The organism is Flavobacterium chungnamense (assembly GCF_039539165.1).
In the GTDB taxonomy this organism is placed as follows: domain Bacteria; phylum Bacteroidota; class Bacteroidia; order Flavobacteriales; family Flavobacteriaceae; genus Flavobacterium; species Flavobacterium chungnamense.
This window is the reverse complement of sequence record NZ_BAABCS010000020.1, coordinates 121,576-147,312: the sequence shown is the minus strand read 5'-3', so window position 1 is coordinate 147,312 and position 25,737 is coordinate 121,576. Positions and strand designations below refer to the sequence as shown.

General features: G+C 29.9%; 26 protein-coding genes. 14 read left to right on the top strand and 12 right to left on the bottom strand.

The window, feature by feature from the left end; translation table 11 throughout:
* Positions 1–61 precede the first annotated feature (61 nt).
* Complete coding sequence (locus ABD771_RS11130; protein WP_345094525.1) at positions 62–292, top strand: hypothetical protein; 231 nt, start codon at positions 62–64, stop codon at positions 290–292.
* Here ABD771_RS11130 and ABD771_RS11125 read toward each other — a convergent pair whose 3' ends face one another.
* Entirely contained in the window at positions 293–712 is a 420-nt protein-coding gene (locus ABD771_RS11125) for an SRPBCC family protein (protein ID WP_345094523.1), read from the bottom strand.
* A gap of 134 nt (positions 713–846) precedes the next feature.
* Between ABD771_RS11125 and ABD771_RS11120 the strand changes: the two genes are divergently transcribed.
* The 9 genes from ABD771_RS11120 to sucD all read left to right on the top strand — a co-directional run bounded on the left by ABD771_RS11120 (position 847) and on the right by sucD (position 9,525).
* On the top strand, positions 847–2,082 hold the full coding sequence (locus ABD771_RS11120; RefSeq protein WP_345094521.1) for an HD domain-containing protein: 1,236 nt from the start codon (positions 847–849) through the stop codon (positions 2,080–2,082).
* Between the two features lie 31 nt (positions 2,083–2,113).
* On the top strand, positions 2,114–3,133 hold the full coding sequence (gene lpxD / locus ABD771_RS11115) for a UDP-3-O-(3-hydroxymyristoyl)glucosamine N-acyltransferase (protein ID WP_345094519.1): 1,020 nt from the start codon (positions 2,114–2,116) through the stop codon (positions 3,131–3,133).
* Between the two features lie 24 nt (positions 3,134–3,157).
* A complete protein-coding gene (locus ABD771_RS11110; RefSeq protein WP_345094517.1) occupies positions 3,158–4,546 on the top strand; it encodes a bifunctional UDP-3-O-[3-hydroxymyristoyl] N-acetylglucosamine deacetylase/3-hydroxyacyl-ACP dehydratase in 1,389 nt (462 codons plus the stop codon).
* Positions 4,547–4,557: 11 nt separating this feature from the next.
* Positions 4,558–5,343 carry an acyl-ACP--UDP-N-acetylglucosamine O-acyltransferase gene (gene lpxA / locus ABD771_RS11105; RefSeq protein ID WP_345094515.1) on the top strand — a complete coding sequence of 262 codons (786 nt, stop codon included), beginning with the start codon at positions 4,558–4,560 and terminating at the stop codon, positions 5,341–5,343.
* Positions 5,344–5,371: 28 nt separating this feature from the next.
* Complete coding sequence (gene efp, locus ABD771_RS11100; RefSeq protein WP_344816388.1) at positions 5,372–5,938, top strand: elongation factor P; 567 nt, start codon at positions 5,372–5,374, stop codon at positions 5,936–5,938.
* 54 nt (positions 5,939–5,992) lie between these two features.
* Entirely contained in the window at positions 5,993–6,922 is a 930-nt protein-coding gene (locus tag ABD771_RS11095) for a UDP-3-O-(3-hydroxymyristoyl)glucosamine N-acyltransferase (protein ID WP_345094513.1), read from the top strand.
* On the top strand, positions 6,922–7,284 hold the full coding sequence (locus tag ABD771_RS11090) for a nuclear transport factor 2-like protein (protein ID WP_345094511.1): 363 nt from the start codon (positions 6,922–6,924) through the stop codon (positions 7,282–7,284). Before ABD771_RS11095 ends, ABD771_RS11090 begins: the two co-directional genes overlap by 1 nt.
* Positions 7,285–8,427: a hypothetical protein gene (locus ABD771_RS11085; RefSeq protein ID WP_345094509.1), complete on the top strand. Its 1,143-nt coding sequence runs from the start codon at positions 7,285–7,287 to the stop codon at positions 8,425–8,427. It begins immediately after the preceding gene.
* Between the two features lie 225 nt (positions 8,428–8,652).
* Entirely contained in the window at positions 8,653–9,525 is an 873-nt protein-coding gene (gene sucD, locus ABD771_RS11080; RefSeq protein ID WP_298177966.1) for a succinate--CoA ligase subunit alpha, read from the top strand.
* A 74-nt stretch (positions 9,526–9,599) separates the two neighbouring features.
* Here the strand turns inward: sucD and ABD771_RS11075 are convergent, their stop codons facing one another.
* The 10 genes from ABD771_RS11075 to ABD771_RS11030 form a co-directional block, all read right to left on the bottom strand.
* On the bottom strand, positions 9,600–10,781 hold the full coding sequence (locus tag ABD771_RS11075) for a cytochrome-c peroxidase (RefSeq protein WP_345094504.1): 1,182 nt from the start codon (positions 10,779–10,781) through the stop codon (positions 9,600–9,602).
* A 10-nt stretch (positions 10,782–10,791) separates the two neighbouring features.
* The gene (locus ABD771_RS11070; protein WP_345094502.1) at positions 10,792–12,135 is read right to left on the bottom strand and encodes a YHYH protein; all 1,344 of its coding nucleotides are present in this window, start codon (positions 12,133–12,135) and stop codon (positions 10,792–10,794) included.
* 59 nt (positions 12,136–12,194) lie between these two features.
* Positions 12,195–13,556 carry a YHYH protein gene (locus ABD771_RS11065; RefSeq protein WP_345094500.1) on the bottom strand — a complete coding sequence of 454 codons (1,362 nt, stop codon included), beginning with the start codon at positions 13,554–13,556 and terminating at the stop codon, positions 12,195–12,197.
* Between the two features lie 16 nt (positions 13,557–13,572).
* Positions 13,573–14,205 carry a thioredoxin family protein gene (locus ABD771_RS11060; RefSeq protein ID WP_345094497.1) on the bottom strand — a complete coding sequence of 211 codons (633 nt, stop codon included), beginning with the start codon at positions 14,203–14,205 and terminating at the stop codon, positions 13,573–13,575.
* Positions 14,206–14,208: 3 nt separating this feature from the next.
* On the bottom strand, positions 14,209–15,903 hold the full coding sequence (locus ABD771_RS11055) for a multicopper oxidase domain-containing protein (RefSeq protein ID WP_345094495.1): 1,695 nt from the start codon (positions 15,901–15,903) through the stop codon (positions 14,209–14,211).
* A 63-nt stretch (positions 15,904–15,966) separates the two neighbouring features.
* Positions 15,967–16,992: a cytochrome-c peroxidase gene (locus ABD771_RS11050; protein ID WP_345094493.1), complete on the bottom strand. Its 1,026-nt coding sequence runs from the start codon at positions 16,990–16,992 to the stop codon at positions 15,967–15,969.
* The gene (locus tag ABD771_RS11045) at positions 16,989–17,678 is read right to left on the bottom strand and encodes an MbnP family protein (RefSeq protein ID WP_345094491.1); all 690 of its coding nucleotides are present in this window, start codon (positions 17,676–17,678) and stop codon (positions 16,989–16,991) included. Before ABD771_RS11045 ends, ABD771_RS11050 begins: the two co-directional genes overlap by 4 nt.
* On the bottom strand, positions 17,671–18,135 hold the full coding sequence (locus ABD771_RS11040; RefSeq protein WP_345094489.1) for a hypothetical protein: 465 nt from the start codon (positions 18,133–18,135) through the stop codon (positions 17,671–17,673). The genes ABD771_RS11045 and ABD771_RS11040 overlap by 8 nt, the downstream gene beginning before the upstream one ends.
* A gap of 2 nt (positions 18,136–18,137) precedes the next feature.
* Positions 18,138–18,404 carry a hypothetical protein gene (locus ABD771_RS11035; protein WP_345094487.1) on the bottom strand — a complete coding sequence of 89 codons (267 nt, stop codon included), beginning with the start codon at positions 18,402–18,404 and terminating at the stop codon, positions 18,138–18,140.
* 23 nt (positions 18,405–18,427) lie between these two features.
* On the bottom strand, positions 18,428–18,973 hold the full coding sequence (locus ABD771_RS11030; protein ID WP_345094485.1) for an RNA polymerase sigma factor: 546 nt from the start codon (positions 18,971–18,973) through the stop codon (positions 18,428–18,430).
* Positions 18,974–19,101: 128 nt separating this feature from the next.
* Between ABD771_RS11030 and fabG the strand changes: the two genes are divergently transcribed.
* Both fabG and ABD771_RS11020 read left to right on the top strand, forming a co-directional pair.
* Complete coding sequence (gene fabG / locus ABD771_RS11025; protein WP_345094483.1) at positions 19,102–19,848, top strand: 3-oxoacyl-[acyl-carrier-protein] reductase; 747 nt, start codon at positions 19,102–19,104, stop codon at positions 19,846–19,848.
* A gap of 19 nt (positions 19,849–19,867) precedes the next feature.
* Positions 19,868–21,904 carry a hypothetical protein gene (locus ABD771_RS11020; RefSeq protein WP_345094481.1) on the top strand — a complete coding sequence of 679 codons (2,037 nt, stop codon included), beginning with the start codon at positions 19,868–19,870 and terminating at the stop codon, positions 21,902–21,904.
* Positions 21,905–22,020: 116 nt separating this feature from the next.
* Here ABD771_RS11020 and ABD771_RS11015 read toward each other — a convergent pair whose 3' ends face one another.
* The gene (locus ABD771_RS11015; RefSeq protein ID WP_344816401.1) at positions 22,021–24,114 is read right to left on the bottom strand and encodes an LTA synthase family protein; all 2,094 of its coding nucleotides are present in this window, start codon (positions 24,112–24,114) and stop codon (positions 22,021–22,023) included.
* Between the two features lie 194 nt (positions 24,115–24,308).
* Here ABD771_RS11015 and ABD771_RS11010 point away from each other — a divergent pair, with 194 nt between their 5' ends.
* Both ABD771_RS11010 and ABD771_RS11005 read left to right on the top strand, forming a co-directional pair.
* Entirely contained in the window at positions 24,309–24,743 is a 435-nt protein-coding gene (locus ABD771_RS11010; protein ID WP_344816402.1) for a thioredoxin family protein, read from the top strand.
* On the top strand, positions 24,743–25,729 hold the full coding sequence (locus ABD771_RS11005; RefSeq protein WP_344816403.1) for an FAD:protein FMN transferase: 987 nt from the start codon (positions 24,743–24,745) through the stop codon (positions 25,727–25,729). The genes ABD771_RS11010 and ABD771_RS11005 overlap by 1 nt, the downstream gene beginning before the upstream one ends.
* Positions 25,730–25,737: the final 8 nt, after the last annotated feature.

Sequence of the window (25,737 nt, the reverse complement as noted above, 5' to 3'; positions counted from 1 at the left end):
GAGAAATTTCTAAAATTATTCCAATTTCTCAAATCTGTGGTCAAAAAAATAAAGCTTTAAAATGAAATTGAAACCTTTAACCGAAAAATTGTTGTTGGAAGATGCCACTGTTCACAAAGTTCAATTTGATAAAGAATGGTTTTACAATTTGGACGATATGAAATTTTATTTAAACGAAGACTTGTCGGCAGTGGAATACATCCATTTACCAATGTTAGTTTTCGGTGAAGAAGAAATTGTAAAGTGCTGTACTTTAGAAGATATTTTGCGTGGTAGAAAGGAAAAAGAATAGTTAGATGTTTTCTACCAACTTTTTGAAATTATTAAGAATAGCTTGCCAACCAAATTGTTGTAATTCAACTGTGTTTTGAGTTTCTGCTTCAAAAGTCTCTACAATCTCAACCATATCTCCAATAGCGATAAAATCGACGCTGACTTCTCTTTCATCGTCTAAAACATATTTGATAGATTTGTTTTCTATTACTTCAGTGTAAGTTCCTTCAAAATCAAAACTAAAACTTCCATCTTTAGCTGCCATAGTATACAAAAAGCGTCCGCCAACTTTTAAATCATTACTAGATTTTGGGCAGTACCAATCATCTGAAGCGTTATTCCATAACATTATTTGCTCAGGTGTCGTCCAGTAATTCCATACTTTATCTATGCTACTTTTGATAGTACATTCTACGGTTATTTTTGTTTTATTTTCCATTTATCGAAACTAAAAATTAACTATTGTTTGAGCAAATTTAGAAAAATTACTATCTAGATGGGTTTTCTCATTAAAAAAATAGTTTTTGTTTTTAACAATTAGCTTATATTTGTTTAAAATAAAATTGCTCGTTTGTGAATCCTACCAATAAACTCAAGATATTCAATGATCCAATCTACGGATTTATAACCATACCAAATACCTTAATTTACGATTTAATTCAGCATTCTTATTTCCAACGTTTGCGACGTATTTCTCAAATGGGAATGTCGTATTTGGTTTATCCAGGTGCACATCATACTCGTTTTCATCATGCTTTGGGGTGTATGCATATAATGCAAAAAGCCATTCAAACACTTCAATTTAAAGGTATTGAAATTTCAAAAGACGAAGAAAATGCTTTGCTAATTGCTATTTTATTGCACGATATTGGTCATGGACCTTTTTCGCATGCTATGGAAAATAGTATTGTAGAAGATGTACATCATGAGGAAATTTCATTGCTTTTTATGAATGAATTGAATGAAGAATTTGATGGTAAACTGTCATTAGCAATTAAAATATTTAAAGGAGAGTATCATAGAAAATTCATGTATCAATTGATATCAAGTCAGTTGGATATGGATAGAATGGATTATTTGCGTAGAGATAGTTTTTATAGTGGCGTTGCTGAAGGAAATATCAATAGCGAACGTTTAATTCAGATGATGAATGTTCAAGATGATTTTTTAGTAATTGAAGAGAAAGGAATCTATTCAGTAGAAAAATTTTTAGTAGCCAGACGATTAATGTACTGGCAAGCTTATTTGCATAAAACAAGTGTTGTTGCCGAAATTATTTTAATGAAAATTTTAAAAAGAGCTAAAGAATTAACTCAAAAAGGAATTCAATTGGAATGTAGCAAACCACTTTTGTTTTTTATGGAAAATAAAATTTCATTAGAAATATTTGATAAAGAAACGATTAAGACTTTTGCTTTGTTAGATGATCATGATGTAATGGGAGCAATAAAAGCATGGCAATTCAATGATGATTTTGTTTTGAGTTCTTTGTGCAAGATGATAATTAATAGAGATTTATTGAAAATTCAAATGTCTGATGAAAAACCTGAAAAAGAGAATTTGGTAGTTTTGAAGCAAAAATTCATGAAATTACATCCAATTTCTGAAAAAGAAGCAGATTACTTTATTTTCAAAGGAAAACTTAAAAATCAGGCTTATAGCAAATCAAGTGAGCCTATTCGAATTCTAAAAAAAGACAGAACAATAGAAGATGTTGTAGAAGCTTCAGATCAATTGCATTTGAAAGCATTGTCAAAACCAGTGACCAAATATTTTATATGTTTTCCAAAAGTGTTGCTAGATACATAGTATTTCATTAAAATTTAATATTTTTGCAGCAATGAAATTTACAGCTGAACAAATTGCAGGTATTCTAGAAGGTGAAGTAATAGGTAATCCTAATGCTGAAGTTTTCAAATTGTCCAAAATAGAGGAGGGAACTATTGGTTCGCTTACATTTTTGTCCAATCCAAAATATCAAAATTTTATCTATTCCACAGAAGCATCTGTTACAATTGTAAATAAAACTTTTGAACCAGAGCAAGCTATTTCAACGACATTGATTAAAGTTGAAGACGCTTATCAAGCATTTTCTAAATTGTTGGAATATTACAATCAGGTAAAGTTAATGAAGTCCGGTATTGAACAGCCTTCTGTGCTTTCTGAAAATGTTACTTATGGTACTGATTTGTATTTAGGAAGTTTTTGTTATGTTGGAAAGAATGTCAAAATTGGAAATAATGTAAAGATTTATCCAAATACCTTTATTGGCGATAATGTAGTTATTGGTGATAATTGTGTGTTTTTTGCAGGAGTTAGAGTTTATTCAGAAACAGAAATTGGAAATAATTGTGTAATTCATTCTGGAACTATTGTTGGTTCTGATGGATTTGGTTTTGCTCCACATGAAGATGGAACTTACAGCAAAATTCCACAAATCGGAAATGTAATTCTTGAAGATAATGTTGAAGTTGGTTCGTGTACTACAATTGATAGAGCAACAATGGGTTCAACAATAATAAGAAAAGGAGTGAAGTTGGACAATCAAATCCAAATAGCTCATAATGTTGAAATCGGAGAGAATACTGTAATTGCCTCTCAAACAGGTATTGCTGGTTCTACTAAAATTGGTAAAAATTGTATGATTGGCGGACAAGTTGGTATTGTTGGACACATCACAATTGGAAATAATGTTAGAATACAAGCTCAATCTGGAATTGGAAAAAGTATTGGAGATGGAGAAGTAGTTCAAGGAACACCAGCCTTTAATTATGGTGATTTTAGCAAATCGTATGTGCATTTTAGAAATTTACCTAAAATTGTTTCTGACATAGACGATTTAAAAAAGAAAATTAAATAACAAACATAAACTAGATTGAATATTATGGTTAAGCAAAAAACCATCAAAAGTGAAATTTCACTTGTAGGTGTTGGATTACACACAGGAAAAGAAGTTAAAATGACTTTTAAACCTGCGCCTATAAACAACGGTTTTACATTTGTAAGAGTTGATTTAGAAGGAAGTCCAATTATTGAAGCAGATGCTAATTATGTAGTCAATACACAAAGAGGTACAAACTTAGAAAAACTGGGCGTTAAGATTCAAACTTCTGAGCACGTTTTAGCTGCTTTTGTAGGTTGTGATGTTGACAATGCAATTATAGAATTAGATGCTTCTGAGCCACCAATTATGGATGGTTCATCAAAGTATTTTGTAGAAGCAATTGAAAAAGTAGGTGTTGAAGAGCAAGATGCTGAACGTAAATATTATGTTGTAAAAGAGGTTATTTCTTTCGCAGATGAAGCTACAGGAAGCGAAATACTTGTAATGCCAAGTGATGATTATCAAGTAACAGCAATGGTTGATTTTGGAACCAAAGTTCTTGGTACTCAAAATGCTACAATGAAAAATCTTTCTGAATTTAAAACTGAAATTGCCAATTGTAGAACTTTTAGTTTTCTTCACGAGTTAGAAAGTTTATTGGATAATGGTTTAATTAAAGGTGGTGACTTAAATAATGCTATTGTATATGTAGATAAAGAGATTTCTGCAAATACAATGGAGAACCTTAAAAAAGCATTCGGAAAAGATTCTATTTCTGTAAAAGAAAATGGAATTCTTGATAACTTAACGTTGCATTATCCAAACGAAGCTGCACGCCATAAACTATTAGATGTTGTAGGTGATTTGGCTTTAGTCGGAATTAGAATTAAAGGTAAAGTTATAGCTAACAAACCAGGGCATTTTGTTAATACTCAGTTTGCTAAGAAATTATCAAAAATCATTAAGATTGAGCAAAAAAATCATGTTCCATGTTATGATTTGAATTTACCACCATTGATGGATATTCATCAAATTATGAATATTTTACCTCACAGACCACCATTTTTATTAATCGATAGGATTATTGAAATGTCAGAAACACATGTGGTAGGTATGAAAAATGTTACAATGAATGAAAACTTCTTTGTTGGACATTTTCCAGATGCTCCAGTTATGCCAGGAGTTTTAATTGTGGAGGCTATGGCTCAATCAGGAGGAATATTAGTTTTGAGTACTGTTCCAGATCCAGAAAATTACCTTACTTATTTCATGAAAATTGATAATGTAAAATTCAAGCATAAAGTGTTGCCTGGAGATACCTTATTATTCAAATGTGACTTAATTTCACCAATTAGAAGAGGAATTTGTCACATGCAAGCCAATGCTTATGCTAATGGAAAGTTAGTTGCAGAAGCTGAATTAATGGCACAAATAGCTAAAAAGCAATAAAAATATAAAGTATGAATCAACCACTAGCATACGTACATCCAGGAGCAAAAATTGCAAGAAATGTTGTAATTGATCCTTTCACAACTATTCACAATAATGTTGAAATAGGAGAAGGAACTTGGATTGGTTCTAATGTTACCATAATGGAAGGAGCAAGAATTGGCAAAAATTGCAATATTTTTCCTGGCTCGGTTATTTCAGCAGTTCCACAAGATTTAAAATTTGGAGGTGAAGAATCACTTGCAATAATTGGAGATAATACTACTGTAAGAGAATGTGTTACAATTAATAGAGGTACTGTAGCTTCAGGTCAAACTAAAATTGGAAAAAATTGTTTGATTATGGCAACAGCTCACATTGCTCACGATTGTCATATTGGTGATAATGCAATTATTGTTAATGGAGTTGCTTTGGCAGGTCACGTTATCGTTGGTAATTATGCCATAATAGGTGGATTGGCTGCAATACATCAATTTATTCATATTGGTGATCATGCCATGATTTCTGGTGGTTCATTGGTTAGAAAAGATGTTCCTCCATACACTAAAGCTGCAAAGGAGCCTTTATCTTATGTTGGAATCAACTCAGTTGGTTTAAGAAGAAGAGGTTTTACTTCTGAAAAAATTAGAGAAATTCAAGATATTTATAGAATTTTATATCAAAAAAATTACAATACTTCTCAAGCGGTTGGAATCATTGAAGCCGAAATGGCTGCATCTCCAGAACGAGACGAAATATTAGATTTTATAAGAAACTCATCACGCGGAATCATGAAAGGTTATTCAGGTTCTTATTAATTAAAAATATAAATAAAAAACAATAAAAATGGCATCTACATCAGATATTAGAAACGGATTATGTATTAAATTTAATCACGATATTTATAAAATTATCGAGTTCCTTCACGTTAAACCAGGCAAAGGTCCAGCTTTCGTGAGAACTAAATTAAAAAGTTTAACTAACGGAAAAGTTTTAGACAATACTTTTTCTGCAGGTCACAAAATTGAAGACATACGTGTTGAAACTCAAACATTTCAATATTTATATGCTGAAGGTGATCAATTTCACTTCATGAATACTGAATCTTACGAGCAAATTACTTTAGATAAAAAAATCTTAGACGCTCCAGATTTATTGAAAGAAGGAACTAATGTTATGGTTCAAATTAATACTGAAACTGACATGCCACTTTCAGTTGATATGCCAGCTTCAATTGTTCTTGAAGTTACTTATGCTGAACCAGGAGTTAAAGGAAATACAGCTACAAATGCTACTAAACCTGCAAAAGTAGAAACAGGTGCTTCTGTAAATGTTCCTTTATTTATTAATGAAGGAGATAAAATCAAAATTGATACAGCTACAGGTTCTTATATGGAACGTGTAAAAGAATAATTTTAGTGAACAAAACCAGGTAAAACTGAACACTGAATACTGAACACTAAAAATATGAAGTTTTCAAAAACACATACTCTTAAAGAAATTGCAGAAATCATTGGTTGCCAATATGTTGGTGCCGATGATTTTCCTGTTTATGGCATGAACGAGATTCATGTGGTAACTTCAGGCGATATCGTATTTGTAGATCATCCAAAATATTATGATAAAGCATTACAATCAGCTGCAACAATTGTTTTAATTAACAAAGAAGTTGAATGCCCATTAGGTAAAGCATTATTAATTTCTGATGATCCGTTTAGAGACTTTAATAAATTAACCAATCACTTTATACCTTTTACTTTTGCAAATGTTTCTATTTCGAATTCTGCAATAGTTGGAGATGCAACGGTTATTCAGCCCAATTGTTTTATTGGCCACAATGTTCAAATTGGTAAAAATTGTATAATTCATTCTAATGTTTCAATTTATGATAATTGTATCATTGGTGATAATGTAATTATTCAAGCAGGAACTATTCTAGGAGCAGATGCATTTTATTATAAAAAACGTCCAGAAGGTTTTGATCAATTACTTTCTGGAGGAAGAGTTGTTATAGAAAATAATGTTGGAATTGGAGCTCTTTGCACTATAGACAAAGGAGTAACAGGTGACACAACTATTGGAGAAGGTACAAAAATTGACAATCAAGTTCATGTAGGACACGATACAGTAATTGGTAAAAAATGTCTTATTGCTGCTCAAACTGGAATTGCAGGTTGTGTAATTATTGAAGATGAAGTAACACTTTGGGGACAAGTTGGAACAACAAGTGGAATAACGATAGGAGCAAAGGCAGTGGTTCTTGGGCAAACAGGTGTAACAAAATCAATAGAAGGTGGAAAATCCTATTTTGGTACTCCAATTGAAGAATCTCGAGAAAAATTGAAGCAATTAGCTAATATAAAACGTATTCCAGAAATAATAAAAAATCTAAAGTAATGACAGCTAAAGAATTAGTATTGGATTTTTATAAGAATGATTTGCTTTTACATAAATCAGAAGTTAATGAATTTCTACACGAAGATTTAATCATCGAGTGGAATAGTAGCAAAGGTTTTGTTCAAATGAAAAAGCAAGATGTACTAAATTTATCAGATGAATTGAGTAAAGCCTATGTACGTTCTAAAATGAGAATTACACATGTAGTTGAAGAAGGAAATATGGTTTCTATACGCTATTCTCATTTTGTGAAAACAATTGAAAATCCTAGAGAAGAAATGCTTTTAGCACACTTTTTTGTAATTTGGGAAATAAAAGACGGAAAATTATATCGAGGTTATCAAATGAGTCAATTCTCATAGATGAATGTAATAACTAATTTGAAAGTAAATCTTATTCTTAAAATAACAATATTTTTTTGGTTAGTAACTAAAATAATATCCTTTAAATTATGGACTTCCGATAGATTATTTCCAGTAATACCAACATTTAATTTTTTAGAAAATTGTCCAAATTGGTTTCATTTAACATTATACTTATTTGGAATTTGTACTTTGGTTTTTGTATTTTTTTATCCAAATAAAAAAAACATTATCGGATTAACTATTCTTTTAGAAATAACATCTTGTTTATTAGACCAAAATAGATGGCAACCTTATCAATATCATTTTATTTTAATTTTTTGTTTTGCCTTTTTCCTAAGAGATAATAAAAACTTTATAAACTATTTTATTTTTTTACTTTTTGTAATTTATGTAAACAGCGGATTGCATAAATTAAATGGAGGTTTTTTATATTATATTTGGGAAAATTTAATGTTAAAACAGTTCTTTGGATTAGAAAATTATCAAATTAATAATATTATCATCCATTATTTAGGATTATTCATAGGATTGTTTGAGTTTTTCTGTGGATTAGGATTATTGTTTTCCAAGTTTAAAAAAATTGCTGCCGTTCTTTTAATAGCAATGCATTTCTTTATTATTATATTGCTTTCTCCTATTGGCATTGCACACAACTATGTAGTTTTACCTTGGAATTGTGCAATGATATTATTTTTATGGGTTATCTATTTTTCCAATATAAATAATACTTTTAATTTTTGGGTATTAGTCAAGGGTTATCATATCATCTTTTTTGTCCTTATTGGATTAATGCCAATATTTAATTTTTTTGGTTTATACGATAATTATTTATCTTTTAAATTATACTCAGGAAATTTGCAGAAAATGTATATTTGTGTACATAATGATAAGGATGCATCTAGGTACAAATCTTATTTCTTAAAAGATAGAAAAGAAATTAATTGTCAAAATATCATTTCAATCTCCTATTGGTCTTTGAAAGAAATGAATGTTTTAGTCAATCCAGAAAAAAGAGTTTTTATAAAAATTGCACAAAAATGGAAGGAAATAAATCCTAATATTGAAGCCACTTTTTATTTGGTAGATTATCCATATCAATCAAAAAATTTTGTACAAATTTCTGAATCTGGAAATAATTAAAACATTTCAACTTTACCTCTATATTATTGCATTAGTTAAAAAATAAATGAAAGGTATAGCAAAAATAAATTTCATCTTTTCAAAGAATATATATTTAACAATAATGACTATTTGTATATAAAATTTGCAAATATGTAGAAAAAAACTAATTACTAATCACTAATTACTAATTACTATTTTATACTTTTGCAACACAAACAATAAAACTAAATAAAAAAACATAATATGAGCGTTTTAGTTAACAAGAATTCAAAAATAATAGTTCAAGGATTTACAGGAAGTGAAGGTACTTTTCACGCATCTCAAATGATTGAATATGGTACAAATGTTGTTGGTGGAGTTACTCCGGGAAAAGGTGGTTCTACTCATTTAGATCGTCCTGTTTTCAATACTGTTAAAGATGCTGTTGAACAAGCAGGTGCTGACACAACAATCATTTTCGTTCCGCCAGCTTTTGCTGCTGACGCTATTATGGAAGCTGCTGATGCTGGAATTAAAGTTATTATTTGTATTACAGAAGGAATTCCAGTTGCAGATATGATTAAAGCGTATTCATACATAAAAGATAGAGATTGTAGATTAATTGGTCCAAATTGTCCAGGAGTAATTACTCCAGAAGAAGCTAAAGTTGGTATCATGCCAGGTTTTGTTTTCAAAAAAGGTAATGTTGGAATCGTTTCTAAATCAGGAACTTTAACTTACGAAGCTGCTGACCAAGTTGTAAAGCAAGGAATGGGAATTACTACAGCTATTGGAATTGGTGGAGATCCAATCATTGGAACTACAACTAAAGAAGCAGTTGAATTATTGATGAACGATCCTGAAACTCATTGTATCGTTATGATTGGTGAAATTGGAGGTCAATTGGAAGCTGATGCTGCAAAATGGATTAAAGCTGATGGAAACCGTAAACCAGTTGTTGGTTTCATTGCTGGTGAAACTGCTCCAAAAGGAAGAACAATGGGTCACGCAGGTGCAATTGTTGGTGGTGCTGATGATACAGCTGAAGCTAAAAAACGCATCATGAGAGAAAACGGAATTCACGTTGTAGATTCTCCAGCAGAAATTGGTAAAAAAGTAAAAGAAGTAATGGGATAATTTAAATCTCGTTTATAGATAAAAAAGAGCTTTCATCATTGAAAGCTCTTTTTTTATTTAAATAGTTTAATAATTTAATTCAAAAATGGATTAGACCATTTACTATCAACATATACATTTGTTCCAGAAAGTGTTTTTAAGAAAGCTATGATAGCATTAACTTCAGGAGCGGTTAAATGTAACTGTTGACCAAAACCATTTGGTCGTAATCTAGGATCTAAATTGGTATTTCCAGCTGCAAGGTTTATCGTACCATAATGTCCAATAGCAGCTTGTAGAGTTGTAATAACTCCTGTGTGCATCATAGGACTATTTGTGGTTCCATCAGTTTTGACTAAATCTCTTAATGATGGTGCACGAGTATTAGTAATATCAATTCCAATACCACTAATAGTTCCAATTATTCCATTATTTCTTGTATTTGGATCAATATCAAATTCAGGTGCAGCATGACAACCAGCGCATCCTAATCCTCCAGAAGTCCTATTTCCAGTAGCATCAAAAACTGGTGCAGTTAAAAATAAATTCTTTCCTTGATTTTCTTGTGCTGTAAAATTGGTAAAAGGTTGTCCGTCATTTGCTGCCAATGCTCTTCCTGCATCGTATTTTGAGTCAAACGATTGGATACTTTTAATAAATTGAGCTAAAGCTAATTGCATTTTATTTTCAGTAATTTCTTCTGTACCATAAACAAATTTGAATAATTCCTTATAATATCCAATAGCCGATAATTTGGTGATTAATCCTGAAAATGCTTCATCTCCATTTGCTCCACTATAACCCATTTCACCATGATCTTTTATAGGCATCGTAGTTTGAGTTTCTAAATTAATCGCTCTTTCGTCCCAAAAGAATTTATTTTCAACTGCAAATCTATTATTAACTAATCGCATAGAATGTCTACCTGTTGTTCCGTTTACACCTTGACTCGCTACTGCAACATCACTAAAAGCATTAGCTTGTTGGTGACAACTTGAACATGAAATGGTATTATTTGAAGAGAGCTTTTTATCATAAAATAAAACTCGACCTAAAGTAGCTCCTTTGTCTGTAATCAAATTGGCACCTACATTACTTTTTGTAATATAGGAAGGTATTGTTTGGTTAGCATAATTTGCAAGATTAGATAAATTGATATTATTTCCAAATGCAGCTATAGCATTGGGATAAGTATCTATGGAAACATATTCTTCTTTATCATTTCCACATGAAAATGAGATTGAGATTATTAATAAAGCTGTGATTTTTTTTAGCATATCAATATATTTACTTTTTTATAATTATTTTGTAACTTTTAACTTCATTTTTGCTCGAAATCCTAATAAAATAAATTCCATTATAAATATTATCAGTTTCAACTATACTTAATGTACTGCCTTGTAAAATTTTAGTTGTCTTTACAACTTTTCCTAATTCATCTATTAATTCAACATTCAAATCATTTTCAGTTGTTTGTGTTTGAATAGCAATAAAATCCTGAGATGGATTAGGTGCAATAATTACTTTAAAATCTTTATTAATAAAATCATTTGTATTTAATGTAGTATAACTTACTGTATTTTCAGTAATTAAAGTAACCTTAACAGCCGATTTTACTCCATAATAAGTAGGTCCAACAGCATAGGGATAAGTTGAATTGTAATTCTCATCAACTGTAGTAAAATAGCAATATATGCCATTAGGGTATTCTGGTGTTTTACAAAATCTTCCATTGTGTTCATCTAAATATGTAGGATCATTTGAATGTACTATGTATTCATAATCTTCACGATACCAACCTAATGGAAAGTTAGTATTAATTGCTGGTCCATCAACTACATCTGTTCCATCAGCATAATGTGTTCTAGCGGTTATATTTCTTAATTGATAACTAGATTTCATCCTTGAAACTCCATTTGAATCATCGATACCGTTTGTATAGGCATAAGCACCATAAATTGGAAAACCATCATAAGCAAAACCTAGTAATGGAGAGTGTTCAGATGGGTTTATGGTATATAATCCATCGGAAGAATATAAATTGCATATTGTTGAAAGTTGAATTAAATCAAAATTAAATGCACTTGGATTTTGGTGATGATGGTAATTTCCTTGAGCTGCTGGATGAGCTTTTGAACAATCAAAACCAATTATTTCTGCCTTTACAGCATCACGTCTCCAAATTGCACTACCAGTTGGAGCATCAGAATTAGTTGCAGGATTGTATGAAAAGCCATCACCATAACTAAATAAACCTACACCATTTTTAAAAATTCCAATATTCCCGGCACCTGTAAAGATTGGTGCACCTAAATTTTGTGTTGGATTTAAAGGAAATTTATAAATAGCATTTGTAGCAGTAATAACGGTATTTGGATTAGCAAAAAAAGGACCCGTTATAAAGGATGGAACTCCTTGAGTAGTTACATAAACCCAATTAGGTGAATATTGTGCAGTTTGAATGTTTGCTAATGCAGCATCAATAATTGGAGTTGGATTACCATTTAAATAATGTCTTCCAGTAATTCCAGTTGTGTTTTGTAACCAACTTGTAATTATTGGATTAGTTTGTCCTAATACTAAGGAATTACTAATTAAAAGAAATGTGTATAAATAATTTAATTTTGTCATAAATTTAGTAAGGTATCGTTTTCCTTTTTGAAATAAAAACAGTAAGGTTTTCCTTAATTTTATTTATTTATTACTACTTTATAGTTTTTAATTTTTTCTCTATCAGAAATTCTTATAAAATAAATTCCATTGTATAAGGTATCTGTTTCAATTATACTTAATGTACTTCCTTGTAAAATTTTACTAGTTTTAACAATTTGACCAAGTTCGTTTATCAATTCAACTGTCAAATCATTTTCTACCATTTGAGCTTGGATAGCAATAAAATCTTGCGAGGGATTTGGTGCAATAACAATTTTAAATTCTGAGTTTTCAAATAAACTTGAATTTAAAGCAGGATTATAAAGTGAACTACCAGAGGGAACAGATGTAACTGTTGTAGCTGTTTTATTACCATAAAATGTAGGACCTACAACATATGGATATGCTGAATTGTGATTAGCATCTACTGTGGCAAAATAACAATATATTCCAGATGGATATTCTGGTGTTATACAAAAACGGCCATTATGTTCATCTAAATAAGATGGATCTGATGGATGAGCTACATATTCATAATCTTCTCTAAAATAACCATTAAACATAGTTTGTGTTCCAACTACTTGATTGATTGATGGACCATTTGATCTTAAACCAGTTGGATATGATTTTAATTGATAGCTTGATTTCATTCGAGTAATTGCACCAGTTCCATTTGTATTGGTGTAAGCATAAGCACCATATATTGGAAATCCATCATAAGCAAAACCTAGTAAAGGTGAATGTACTAATGGATTTATTGTATATAATCCGTCAGATGGATAAGTATCACAAATGTTGGACAAAACTGTTAAGTCTAAATTAAAAGCACTCGGATTTTGATGATGATGATAATTACCCATAGCTGGATGTGCTTTGGCACAATCAAAACCAGCTCTTTCTGCCGGAATTGCATCTCTGTTCCAAGCTTGGGTTGTACCTGGACCGCCTGCACATGGTGGATTTCCTGGGCCTCCACATAATGCATTTGTTGTTGAACTCCAAGCAACACCATCTCTATAATCAAATAAAGCTACACCGTTTTTAAAAATACCAATATTTCCACCAGTTGTAGCAGTAGGTGTTCCTGTATTTTGAGTTGGGCTTAATGGAATTTTAAATATTTTATTTTGTGCTGTAGCCAAAGACGGATTTCCATCTAGAAATGGTCCTGTAATATAAGTAGGAATTCCAGTTGCTGAAACATAAACCCATGTACCATCGTAATGAACCGTTTGAACATTAGCCAAAACAGCATCGTTGATGGGTGTGGAGTTACCAGCTACATAATGACGACCTGTTATTCCTGTTGTGTTTTGCAACCAGCTTGTTATGGCAGGATTGGTTTGTGCAAAAGATACTGCACTAAAAATTAAAATTAAAAATAGAAATTTTCTGATCATAATGGTTATAGTTTAATTAATTCATTTTTTGTTTCTCACCTCTAAAAAAAATTTTGCATCCAAAAGATTCTGATTTTGGTAAAGTAACTTCTTTTCCACTCAACAATTCTTGTAACGCATCAATAAGGAAATGATTTTTGGCTTTTTGTGGTTCAGCGGCATTGTCATCAATAGCACCTTGATATTTAATAATTAATTTATCATCTTTATTCTTCCAAATTATAAATGATTGCGGTGTGTGGGTAGCGTTAAATTGTTTAGCAACTTTTTGTTTTTTATCTTGCAAATAAGGCACAGAAAGGTTCTCTTTTTTAGCTTTTTTTTGCATTAACTTAAATGACTCTTCCGCATAAGCTACTGTATCCATAGAGTTTATAGCTAACAAATAAATTTGTTGCTTCTTAAATTTATCATTTATTTGATTAAGACGTTCAGTGTACAATTTTGCCATCGGACATTTATTACATGTAAACACAATTACAAACCCTTTTGCATCTTTGTAATCGTTCAATGAAATTGTTTTATTATTCACACTTTTTAAACTAAAGTTTTTTATTTCCTTTTCTTTATCAATTATATTGGTAAATGAAAAACAAAGGAAAACAACAATTGTAACAATAATTGAATAAAAGCATTTTAATGTCTTCATTATTTAATTTTTAATAAACTTTCTTGAAGTAGTACTCTTCGTTTCCTTATCCATCATTTGCAATACATAAACACCTGATTCTAAATTGGAAATATCAATTCCATTTTGCCATTGAGGTTGAGGCAACATCATAACTACTCTTCCTTGCATGGTGGTAATGGTTATATAATAAATTTCAGTTGTAGTATCTTTTAATTTAATAAAAAGTTTATCATTTGTAGGATTTGGAAATAAGCTAAAAGAAGTAGTCGATGAGTTTTCAGCTACACTTAAAGGTCCTGTAACCACAAATTGTCCCATCATACCATCATCTTCATGTTGTGCAAAATGGCAATGGTACATAAATGGATGTGTTGAATCTGAGTAGTCAGCAAATCGTGCCACAAACGCTACAGATTCATTTCTACTTATAAAAAAAGTATCTTTCCATCCCGATTCATGAGCGCCAACTGTACCAGAACTTCTCGTTAAAATTTTAAATTGTACATCATGTATGTGAAAACTATGTCCAAAAACAGCGTTTGGTGTATTTGCAATTGTCCATTTTTCAGTAGTATTTACAGTTAAGGTTTTATTGATTGATGCAATATTGAAAATAGTATTATCAAATGTAAAAGGAACCGCACCACCATTTTGCCCTCCTGTTATAGAAACACTTCTATTTACTGTTGCATCTGCAGCAGTTAAATAAGTATTTGTAGTTAATGTTGTGGGTATTGTTGTAATTGGGTTTGCAGTTACTGTACCAATATTTATATGCAATACATTAAAAGTGGTGTTATTCAATAAGCTTCCAAATTGTCCTGAAGTACCTGGTTCTCCACCCGGAAAACTATTAGATTGACCAGAATTATAAGCTTTTAAATCAATACTTGATCCAACTGTATCATTTGTTAAGTTAACTAATATTTCATAACGTTCACCAACATGAATAGGTAATCTTGTCACTGCAACTGGAGTATTTAAAAGGCCACCATCATTTGTGATTACATAAAAAGTTCTATTATCACTAAAGCCTAAATTATAACCTCTTTCAATTTCTGCGTTTAAAATTCGCAAACGAACCACTTGTTTAGGCAACGTTATTTGTCCATTTAAAGTTCCATTTGTCAACATATAATCACCATAGGCTCTTCCTACAGTAAATTGATTTGAAGCATTAAAATTTCTACTGGTCAAAATTATCGGGATATCATCAGTACCATAAGTTCTTGGTAATGGAAGTGCTGATTCAATAGGATCATTAACAATCATTAATCCTCCAACTCCTTTGGTAATTTGCTCTTCAGTTGTTTCATGTAAATGAGGATGAAACCAATAAGTACTTGCGTTATTTTGCATTGTCCAATAAGGTTGCCATACTGTTCCAGATGGAATAACTTGATGAGGACCACCATCCATTACAGCCGGAAGATGCATTCCGTGCCAATGTATAGTTGTAGATTCATTTAAATTATTGGTGATATTAAAATTTACAGCCGCGCCCTTATTAATAAATAGTGTTGGTCCCCAAAAGGTTTCATTATTTATAGAACCTGTAACAGTTTGATTACCTGTTCTTATTTGTCTTATTGATTCATGTATGTTAAGATTAAATGTTGTACCATACAAAGCTTCTGGTATTGTAATGTTGTTGTATTGCGCATTGGAATTGACAAAACAAAAAATAAACATAATGATAGTTGACTTAATTTTCATATCCTAGAAGATTGATTTATATACTTAGACGAATGTATCTTTTAATTCTTGCACCAATTTTAATTATTTTTTCGGAAAACCATATTTTGGATTAAATAAAAACTCTTTATCGGTTAATGTTTTCAAGAATGAAACTAATTCAACTCTTTGATTGTCTGATAAATTAAGTGGTGTTTCTAATTCTTTTGATAAAGTTTTGCTTTTTTGAATTCTAAAATTATAATGTTTGACAACTTCAGTTAATGTTTTAAATCTTCCGTCGTGCATGTAGGGAAAAGTAAACTCAATGTTTCTTAGGTTTGGAACTTTAAATAATAATGAATCTTTTGGGTTTTGGGTAACTTTCATTCTACCAAAATCATTCAAAGTTGTATCAATTTGTAAACCATTATTTTTAAAATTATGATTTGTAAACAAAGGTTCTGTATGACAAGAAGCGCAATTTTGTTTGAATAAATCATATCCTTTTTGTTCCATTTCAGTGAATTTTTCTTCCTTTCTAATTACTCGATCATACTTAGAATTTGATGTTGTCAACGAAACGACAAACTGCGAAATAGCTTTTAAAGTCAGTTGACCTGTGATTTTTTTGGTGCCAAAAGCTTTTTGAAATAAATCTTTATATTCTTGATTTCGATTTAATTTATTGATAACATTTTCAAAATTTTCATTCATTTCAACCTCACTTGTAATGGGTGCAATTGACTGAACGTCAAGATGATTTACGCCGCCATCCCACATAAACGTTTTGCTCCAAGCTAAATTTTGCAATGTCAACGAATTTCGAGTTCCAATTTTGCCATCAATTCCGTGACTTAAATCATGATCAACATGCGTAAAACCTGTTTGTTGTAAATGACAACTTGCACATGAAATAGTTGAATCTTTTGATAACATTGGATCATAAAATAATTTTCTACCCAATTCGAAACCTTCTTCAGTTAATGGATTGTTTTTGAAATCATAAGTAGGTTTTGGAAATCCTTTTGGTATATCGAAATAAATAGGAGTGAAGTAATCTTTAGAAAATGATACCATTCCAAAAAATACAATTCCTAAACCTAAATAGTATATGATTTTTATTTTCATTCTATTGAAAATATTTTAGTAGTTACATCGGCTAAATGCATTGCTTTTTCTCCAGGAATCATTATTGAATTTATCTCTGAAAGATTTATTTCTTCAAATAATTTTGACAAATCCATAACTAAATCAATTTGATTTTTATCATTGAAATTGCCATTGATATTTATAGTTCTCCTTGCATAATTGGGTTCAATATAACCGCCAATATGAAATTGAAATTGATTTTTTCTTGTTTTACAACTGTTACTTTTACCCTCAATTTTCATGTTGATGTAACCACTTTGCCATGCCCAATACATTCCGTTTTGTAAATCTAAATCGCCACCATTTGCTCCAGAAACACATGCTGTGCTATCAACTCCAATATTAAAAACTATATTCTCTATTGTTTTATTTTCAAATTTAGATATTGTAAAAGGCTTGAAATTTTCAATATCAACCAAATGATAACTGTTTTTTTCTCTGTAAAAAGTGCCATTATTATACTTTATTTCAATTCCAGAAATGTAGAATTTTAAAACATTCAATTGCAAAGTGTCACTTTTGGAAATGTAATTTTTATTTAAATCTAAAGTTTCTGTTTTCCATTTAAAATGTATTTTAAAAAACAAAGAATCCTTTTCTTTTTGAGCCCAAAGATTCAAAGAGAAAAGGAAACTTAAAAAGAAATAAATTAGTTTTTTATTCATTTCTAGGTTTTCTTCTATTGCTGAATATTTTACTTAATTCTTGTGTTAGCTCATTATAATTAGATAGTTGAACTTTTTTACAAATCTTTTTTATTTCTAAAAAATGATTAAAATGTGTGGTTTCAATTTGCTTTTGATAAGAAGCCAATTCTAAAAGTAAACTATCTTTTTTTAAAGTATCTATTTTATCTGAATTCAATAATTGATACAATTCGTTTTTGGTTTCTCTTATGGAATCATCCAAATCACGAATGGTATTTTGGTGAATTTTAATAATTTTTTCATAATTAACAATCTGATTTTCATCAAAATGAAGTTTCTCAATTACTATTTCTCGAGGCATTTTTCTGCCATTTGGACTTTCTTTATCTTTGGATAAAAATATAAACCCAAGAATTCCAAAATTCAATAAAAGCAGAGCAATTACTGCAAAGCTTAGTAGTTTTGTTTTGTTCATAATCATTTGTATAATTGATTACTTTTATTAATTGAATGCTCTAAACTTGCCATTTCCGATTGATTTGGATTGGTTTTACCATTCAATAATAGAATATTAAAAGAAACTAAAACAGCAATTGATGCAGCTACAAGCCACATTGTTCTTGGCGAAATTGTAGTTTCATTAATTTGATTTTCAATGCGCTGGAAAACAACATCGCCAAGAGTTACCTTGGTAATTCCATCAACGCTATTTAAAACTTTATTTATAAAATTTTCTCTTTCCATAATTAGTTAGACGATAATTGCATTTATTTCTTGCGGTACTTTTCAAATTTTATACTCAATTTTTCTTTTAAAGTTGTTTTTGCTCTAAAAATCAATGATTCTACAGCGGAAATACTAACATTCATAATTTCAGAAATTTCAGGATTACTCAATCCATCTAACTTTGATAGAATAAAAGCGGTTTTTTGATTTTCTGTTAATTCATTAATTACTTTAAAAAGAATTGCTGCATTTTCTTTGTTTTCAAGAGCAATTCCAGGATGTTCAAAACTGGAAATATTATTTAATTCTGATTCATTTTCTGAATTTTTGCCAAAAATAAAAAAGCGCTTAACACTATTTTTATGTTTTATAAAATCTAAACTTTTGTTAATTGTGATTCGATAGATCCAAGTTTTGAGTGACGAATTTTCTTTAAATGAAACTAATGAATTGTGGATTTGAACAAAAACATCTTGAGTAATTTCTTCTGCATCTTCCACATTTTGAAGGTAATGCAACGCAACATTATAAACCAATACTTTGTATTGATTGTAAATGGCAATAAAATCACTATGGTTTTTACTCATTATTTTAAAGTATCACTTTAAGACTTTAACTTGTTAAAAAGGTTTAAATGTACTCTAATATTTTAGAAATAGTAAATTAGTCTTATATTTGGCTTTTATTTAATAGACAAACAAAATACCTAACTATTATGAAATTACTTGAAGGAAAAGTAGCTATTATTACAGGTGCAAGCCGTGGAATTGGTAGCGGAATTGCAAAAGTATTTGCACAACATGGAGCAAACGTAGCTTTTACATACAGTTCATCTGTCGAATCAGCTTTGGCTTTAGAAAATGAACTATCAGCTTTAGGAATTAAAGCAAAAGGATATAAATCAAATGCAGCAGATTTTAACGAAGCTCAAAAATTAGTTGACGATGTTATGGCAGAATTTGGAAACATTGATGTTTTAATCAACAATGCAGGAATTACAAAAGATAATTTGTTGATGAGAATGAGTGAAGAGGATTTTGATAAAGTAATCGAAATTAACTTGAAATCAGTTTTCAATATGACTAAAGCGGTTCAAAAAGTAATGTTGAAAAACAGAAAAGGATCAATCGTTAATATGAGTAGTGTAGTAGGAGTGAAAGGAAATGCTGGACAAGCAAATTATGCTGCTTCAAAAGCTGGAATGATTGGTTTTACTAAATCTATTGCGTTAGAACTTGGTTCAAGAAATATTCGTTGCAACGCAATCGCACCAGGATTCATAGAAACCGAAATGACTGCAAAACTTAACGAAGATGTTGTTCAAGGTTGGAGTGATTCAATTCCTTTAAAACGAGGAGGGACGCCTGAAGATGTAGCTAATGCTTGTCTTTTTTTGGCATCAGACATGAGTGCTTATGTTTCTGGACAAGTACTTAATGTTTGTGGAGGAATGTTAACGTAAAATTATTTTTATCTAAAAAATGAACAAATCCACTTTAGCATTAATAATCTTGTCAGTTATAGTAGCTGGTGGTTTGTCTTATTTTCAATATTTTTATAAAGCTAAAAGTAAGTCCAATATGATTAAACTCTTAGCTTTTTTACGTTTTATAAGCATCTTTGGTATACTACTTTTATTAATAAACCCAATCGTAAGTAGAAGTACTTTTGAAACTGTAAAAACTCCTTTACCAATTGTAGTGGATAATTCAAGTTCAATTGTAGATTTAAAATCGAATCAAGTTGCAAAAGAACTTTATGAAAAAATAAGTTCTAACTCAAAACTGAAAGATAAATTTGATGTTCAAACTTATAGTTTTGATTCTGAATTTCAACCTATTGAATCTGCAGATGATTTAAATTTTAAAGGAAAACAAACTAATCTTGATGAAGTTGCAAAAAACTTAAAAAGCATCAATAAAAATCTTTCTTTTCCAACGGTTTTGATATCAGATGGAAATCAAACTTCTGGTTCAGATTATGTTTTTAGTTTTGATGCAAATAATAAAGTTTATCCCTTGGTTGTTGGAGATACAACCACTCATTTAGATTTAAAAATAAGTCAGATAAACGTAAATAAATATGCTTTTCACAAGAATAAATTTCCTGTGGAAGTATTTCTTCAATATGCAGGAACGAAATCGGTAACAGCTAATTTTGCTATTTCTCAAGGAAATAATGTTTTAAATAAGCAAAGTATTTCATTTTCTCCTTCAAATAAATCGGCGGTTTTAAATATTTTATTGCCTGCTGATAAAACTGGATTGCAGATTTTTAATGCAAGAATTTCTTCTAACGAATCTGAAAAAAACACCTACAATAATTCAAAGAAATTTGCTGTAGAAATCATCGATCAGAAAACAGAAATAGCTATAATTTCTTCTATAAATCATCCAGATTTAGGTGCTTTAAAACGAGGTATTGAAACTAATGTACAACGTAAAGTAACTATTCTTAAACCTAATAAAATCAATGATTTAAACAGGTATAATGTTTTAATTTTATTTCAACCAAATGCTGAATTTAAGCAAGTGTTTGAAGCCAACAAAAATTTGAAAATAAATACTTGGATTATAACTGGTAATAACACCGATTTTGGGTTTTTAAATCTTCAACAAAATCAAATGAACTTTAGAATGTCATCCCAAAAAGAGGATTTTCTAGCAAATTTTAGTTCAGATTTTAATTTGTTTGCTGCTGAAAATATTGGTTTTGAAAATTTTCCACCACTTGAGAATGCCTATGGAACTATAACTCCTAATGAAAATGTTACCGTTCTTTTATCTTCAAGAATTAGAAATGTAGAAACAAATCAACCTTTACTAGCTTTTTCTGATAATCAAGGTAGGAGAAGTGCTTTTTTGATGGGAGAAAACATTTGGAAATGGCGTGCACATAGTTTTATAGAGAAAAAATCATTTGAAGAGTTTGATGTTTTTTTAGATAAAACCATTCAATTTTTAGCTTCAAATGACTCAAAAAAATCACTTATTGTTAATCATGAACGTTTTTATAATTCTGGAGATGCTTTAGAAATTACGGCACAATATTTCAATAAAAATTATGAATTTGACGAGAAAGCTCGTTTGACAATTGCTGTAACAAATTCTAAAACAAAACAAGTAAAACGCTACGATTTGCTAAAAACGAATAATAGTTTCAAAGTAAATCTTGATGGTTTGGCAGCAGGACAATATTCGTTTACTGTAAAAGAACTTAATTCAAATGCAAGTTATTCTAGTACTTTCGAAATATTAGATTTTGATATCGAAAAGCAATTCGTAAATCCGGATATGGCTAAATTGAAACAATTGGCTTCACAAACAAAAGGTGCTGTTTTTGTTCCAAATCAAGTAGATGATTTAATTAAAATATTACTTGAAAACGAAGATTATAAAGCCATTCAGAAAGATATTGTAAAGAAAACGCCTTTCATTGATTGGATTTGGCTACTCGTTTTAATTGCGATTTCACTTGCAGCAGAATGGTTTATTAGAAAATATAACGGATTGTTGTAAAACACGTAAAACTACGTATAGCCATTATAAAAATGAGCTATATCTTTGTAATAGTTAAGTTAGACTTTAACTCTTTTTAAAACTCCACAAATGCAATTGACTGTACTGTGGAGTTTTTATTTTTCGTACTTCTTATTCTTTAATATTGAACTTGCAGTTTGATAGTATGAAATAGTTTCATTAACCAACTTTGTATTCTCTTTTGCAATTGGAATTTGTTCGTAGTGAATTTGAAAATCTGCAGCTACATTATCTTTGGGTTCTAATTTTAGATTAAATTGTTTTACTTTTTGTTTTGGAGAAAGAATGGTTAAAACATTGTCTTTCAGCAATCCTAAATCTTGATATGTTGCGATGAGTGCTCTAGGTTGATAATCCGTTTTCAAAACATCTTGTCCAAAAAATTTGGTTTTGTAATTAAAGTTTAGCAAACCAAATAATGTAGGCATTAAGTCAATTTGTGAGACCATTTTATTATAAACAGCAGGTTGAATAAACCCAGGAGAATAAATTAATGCTGGAATTCTATATTTATCTAATGGTAATTGTGTTTTACCAGAGCTCGATGCGCAATGATCTGCAACAATTATAAAGACTGTATTTTTAAACCAAGACTGTTTTTTAGCCATTTCAAAAAATTGTTTCAATGCATAATCGGTATATTTTACGCCACCTTCACGAGATTTAGAATGTGAATCAATATCTATTTTTCCATCAGGATAAGTAAAAGGACGATGATTGCTAACGGTCATCCAGTGGTTGAAGAAAGGTTTTCCAGTTTTTGATTCTTCGTTCATCACTTGTATTGCCTTTTTAGCCATATCCTCATCACAAACTCCCCAAACATTTGAAAATGTAATTTCTTCTGGTTTTAAAGTTTTTTTGTCAGTTATTTTATAACCATTTCCTCCGAAAAAATCTTCCATATTATCAAAGTAAGCATCACCTCCATAAAGAAAGTTGACTTGATATCCTTTCGATTTAAAAATAGATGCAGTTGAAAATTTATTTTTATTGTCTTTTCGTTTTACAACACTTTCTCCAGCAGTAGGAGGAAGACATAAAGTAACTGATTCTAAGCCTCTAATTGTCCTATTTCCAACAGCATAAAGATTTGAAAATTGCAAGCTTTGACTTGCTAAGCTATCAAGAAAAGGAGTAATGTTTTGATCATTTCCATAAGCTTTTAAAAAATCAGCGCTCAAACTTTCAATGGTAATTAATACAACATTTTTTCTATTTTCAGGATTTATACTTGATATAGTTCTTGTTGAAAAATTTTGAGAAATTCCAGGTACTAATTTTTCAATAGTCGCAAAAGCTTTATCATCAGGTAATGTTTTGTAAAATTTATTATAATCCAATTCACTATTCATAAAGGCTAAATAAAAACGATGTATACCATTAGATTGTAATTCGTTAGTAAAAACATTATGCGAAGTTTCTTGTTTTGCTAAAAATGGTATAATGTATATTGCACCAACAAAAATGATAGAATATAGAATAGATGATTTGACTTTCTCATTGAATGAAGGCAACTTATTTAAAAATGATTTAGAGCGTTTTACAATAAGCAAGGTAATAAGTAATGTTAATATACCAACTCCTGTAAACAAAGGAATCACAGGATAAGATTCCATGATGTTTTTAATTACTTCATTAGTGTAAACTAGATAATCTACAGCTATAAAGTTGTATCTAACGCCAAATTCATTCCAAAAAAAGTATTCACTAACAGCATTTTGTATAATTATCAAAACAAAAATGAAGATAGTAACAGAGAATAATATCAATCTAATTTTACTTCTATATCTTGGTAAAGAAAGCATCAATCCAAATAAAATGGCCTTCAAAGAGACGAAAGCAATTCCAATTTCTGGTAAGGAACCTCCATATTCATGTAAAATGGATTTACCAGATAGAAGGTATAATAAAAGTAAAATTAGGAATCCAAAAATGATATAACCCCAGGGTTTTTGGTATTTAGAATTGGATAAAAACAATATGTAAATCCAAAGAAAACAACTTGATAGTATAAAAATAAATACATCGGATAATAATCCTAAAGAAAATATTTTTACTATGTCAACAAATGAAAAGCTAGATTGGGTTATAGGATGACATAACAATATAATTCTTGTTATAAAACTAACTAACAAATAAAGAAGCCCTAAATTTATTATTGGTGAACGTTTGTTGAATAATTGCATTACAAAAAATTTAAACAAACCTATTTTATTTACATTGAATTTTGTTTAAGGATAACTTAATATCAACTTAATATTAGCTTAAGATTAAAATTCGCTTAAGAAAACTAAATAATCAATCGTTACATGAATATTATGAATAATTTTGCGTTATAGATTTGAATTAAATTTGTAAATTGTACTTAAAATAAACTTCTATGAAAAAAGGTATTGTTCTTATTATGCTAATCATTAGTGCAATTGGCTATTCACAAGATTGGAAAACTAATTTTGAAGAGGCAAAAGCAGCAGCAGCTAAAGAAAACAAAAATATATTATTAGTTTTTTCAGGTTCTGATTGGTGTGCACCATGTATAAAATTAGAAAAAGTAGTTTGGAAATCTGAAGTTTTTAAACAATATTCTGAAAAAAAATTAATCTTATTAAGAGCAGATTTTCCAAATAAACGAGCTAATCAATTGCCAAAAGAAATTGCAGAAGGAAATAAAAAATTATCTGAAAAATATAATAAAGAAGGTAATTTTCCACTTGTTGTTCTTATAGATAAATCTGGAAAAGTTATAGGAATGACAGGTTTTAAAAACGTTACCGCTGAGGAGTATGTTAAGCTAATAGAATCATTAAATAAATAATGAAACAGTTCTTATTACTATTTATTTCACTAATTACTATCAATTCTTTTGGGCAAATTGTGCATAAAAGAAAGTTGTCAATGTTAGGAAGTCCGTTTGAAATTACTGTAGTAGCTAAAGATACTATTCAAGGTAACTATTTCATTGACAAAGCCGTTGCTGAAGTTAAAAGAATTGAGAATTTGATTTCTGATTGGATTCCAACCACACAAATTTCTGAAGTCAACAAAAATGCTGGAATCAATCCTGTAAAAGTTGATGATGAAGTTTTTCAATTGGTAACAAGAGCAAATAAAATTTCAAAACTAACCAATGGAGCTTTTGATATTTCATACGCTTCGATGGATAAAATTTGGAAGTTTGATGGTAGCATGAAAGAAATGCCAACTAAAGAAGCAATTAAAAGTTCTGTTGAAAAAATTGGTTACGAAAAGATAATAATGAATGACTCAACCAAAACAATTTTCTTGAAAGAAAAAGGAATGAAGTTGGGTTTAGGAGGAATTGGTCAAGGATACATTGCAGATAAAGTAAAGGCATTATTGCAAAATGAAGGATGCAAATCAGGGATTGTAAATGTTTCTGGCGATATAAATACTTGGGGAAAACAAATAGATGATAAGCCTTGGGCAATCGGAATTATAAATCCGATGAATAAAAATAAGGTTTTTGCAACATTTCCACTTGAAGATAGTGCAGTGGAAACTTCAGGAAGCTATGAAAAATTTGTAATGTTTAATGGTGTAAGATATTCGCATATCATTGATCCGAGAACAGGTTATCCAGCAACAGGGATTGTTAGTGTGTCTGTATTTGCAAAACAAACTGAAATAGCAGATGCTTTAGCAACTGGAATTTTTGTATTAGGAATAGATGTTGGATTGGATTTAGTAAACCAACTTAAAGGAATAGAATGTATTATAGTTGATGACAAAGGAAAAATACATACATCAAAAGGAATTGATATTCAAAAATATAAATCTTAATTAATTAC

Excerpts from the sequence above, each read along its gene's own strand:
- ABD771_RS11130 (WP_345094525.1), top strand. The coding sequence starts at position 62 with ATGAAATTGAAACCTTTAACCGAAAAATTGTTGTTGGAAGATGCCACT.
- ABD771_RS11125 (WP_345094523.1), bottom strand. The coding sequence starts at position 712 with ATGGAAAATAAAACAAAAATAACCGTAGAATGTACTATCAAAAGTAGC.
- lpxD (WP_345094519.1), top strand. The coding sequence starts at position 2,114 with ATGAAATTTACAGCTGAACAAATTGCAGGTATTCTAGAAGGTGAAGTA.
- ABD771_RS11110 (WP_345094517.1), top strand. The coding sequence starts at position 3,158 with ATGGTTAAGCAAAAAACCATCAAAAGTGAAATTTCACTTGTAGGTGTT.
- lpxA (WP_345094515.1), top strand. The coding sequence starts at position 4,558 with ATGAATCAACCACTAGCATACGTACATCCAGGAGCAAAAATTGCAAGA.
- efp (WP_344816388.1), top strand. The coding sequence starts at position 5,372 with ATGGCATCTACATCAGATATTAGAAACGGATTATGTATTAAATTTAAT.
- ABD771_RS11095 (WP_345094513.1), top strand. The coding sequence starts at position 5,993 with ATGAAGTTTTCAAAAACACATACTCTTAAAGAAATTGCAGAAATCATT.
- ABD771_RS11090 (WP_345094511.1), top strand. The coding sequence starts at position 6,922 with ATGACAGCTAAAGAATTAGTATTGGATTTTTATAAGAATGATTTGCTT.
- ABD771_RS11085 (WP_345094509.1), top strand. The coding sequence starts at position 7,285 with ATGAATGTAATAACTAATTTGAAAGTAAATCTTATTCTTAAAATAACA.
- sucD (WP_298177966.1), top strand. The coding sequence starts at position 8,653 with ATGAGCGTTTTAGTTAACAAGAATTCAAAAATAATAGTTCAAGGATTT.
- ABD771_RS11075 (WP_345094504.1), bottom strand. The coding sequence starts at position 10,781 with ATGCTAAAAAAAATCACAGCTTTATTAATAATCTCAATCTCATTTTCA.
- ABD771_RS11070 (WP_345094502.1), bottom strand. The coding sequence starts at position 12,135 with ATGACAAAATTAAATTATTTATACACATTTCTTTTAATTAGTAATTCC.
- ABD771_RS11065 (WP_345094500.1), bottom strand. The coding sequence starts at position 13,556 with ATGATCAGAAAATTTCTATTTTTAATTTTAATTTTTAGTGCAGTATCT.
- ABD771_RS11060 (WP_345094497.1), bottom strand. The coding sequence starts at position 14,205 with ATGAAGACATTAAAATGCTTTTATTCAATTATTGTTACAATTGTTGTT.
- ABD771_RS11055 (WP_345094495.1), bottom strand. The coding sequence starts at position 15,903 with ATGAAAATTAAGTCAACTATCATTATGTTTATTTTTTGTTTTGTCAAT.
- ABD771_RS11050 (WP_345094493.1), bottom strand. The coding sequence starts at position 16,992 with ATGAAAATAAAAATCATATACTATTTAGGTTTAGGAATTGTATTTTTT.
- ABD771_RS11045 (WP_345094491.1), bottom strand. The coding sequence starts at position 17,678 with ATGAATAAAAAACTAATTTATTTCTTTTTAAGTTTCCTTTTCTCTTTG.
- ABD771_RS11040 (WP_345094489.1), bottom strand. The coding sequence starts at position 18,135 with ATGAACAAAACAAAACTACTAAGCTTTGCAGTAATTGCTCTGCTTTTA.
- ABD771_RS11035 (WP_345094487.1), bottom strand. The coding sequence starts at position 18,404 with ATGGAAAGAGAAAATTTTATAAATAAAGTTTTAAATAGCGTTGATGGA.
- ABD771_RS11030 (WP_345094485.1), bottom strand. The coding sequence starts at position 18,973 with ATGAGTAAAAACCATAGTGATTTTATTGCCATTTACAATCAATACAAA.
- fabG (WP_345094483.1), top strand. The coding sequence starts at position 19,102 with ATGAAATTACTTGAAGGAAAAGTAGCTATTATTACAGGTGCAAGCCGT.
- ABD771_RS11020 (WP_345094481.1), top strand. The coding sequence starts at position 19,868 with ATGAACAAATCCACTTTAGCATTAATAATCTTGTCAGTTATAGTAGCT.
- ABD771_RS11015 (WP_344816401.1), bottom strand. The coding sequence starts at position 24,114 with ATGCAATTATTCAACAAACGTTCACCAATAATAAATTTAGGGCTTCTT.
- ABD771_RS11010 (WP_344816402.1), top strand. The coding sequence starts at position 24,309 with ATGAAAAAAGGTATTGTTCTTATTATGCTAATCATTAGTGCAATTGGC.
- ABD771_RS11005 (WP_344816403.1), top strand. The coding sequence starts at position 24,743 with ATGAAACAGTTCTTATTACTATTTATTTCACTAATTACTATCAATTCT.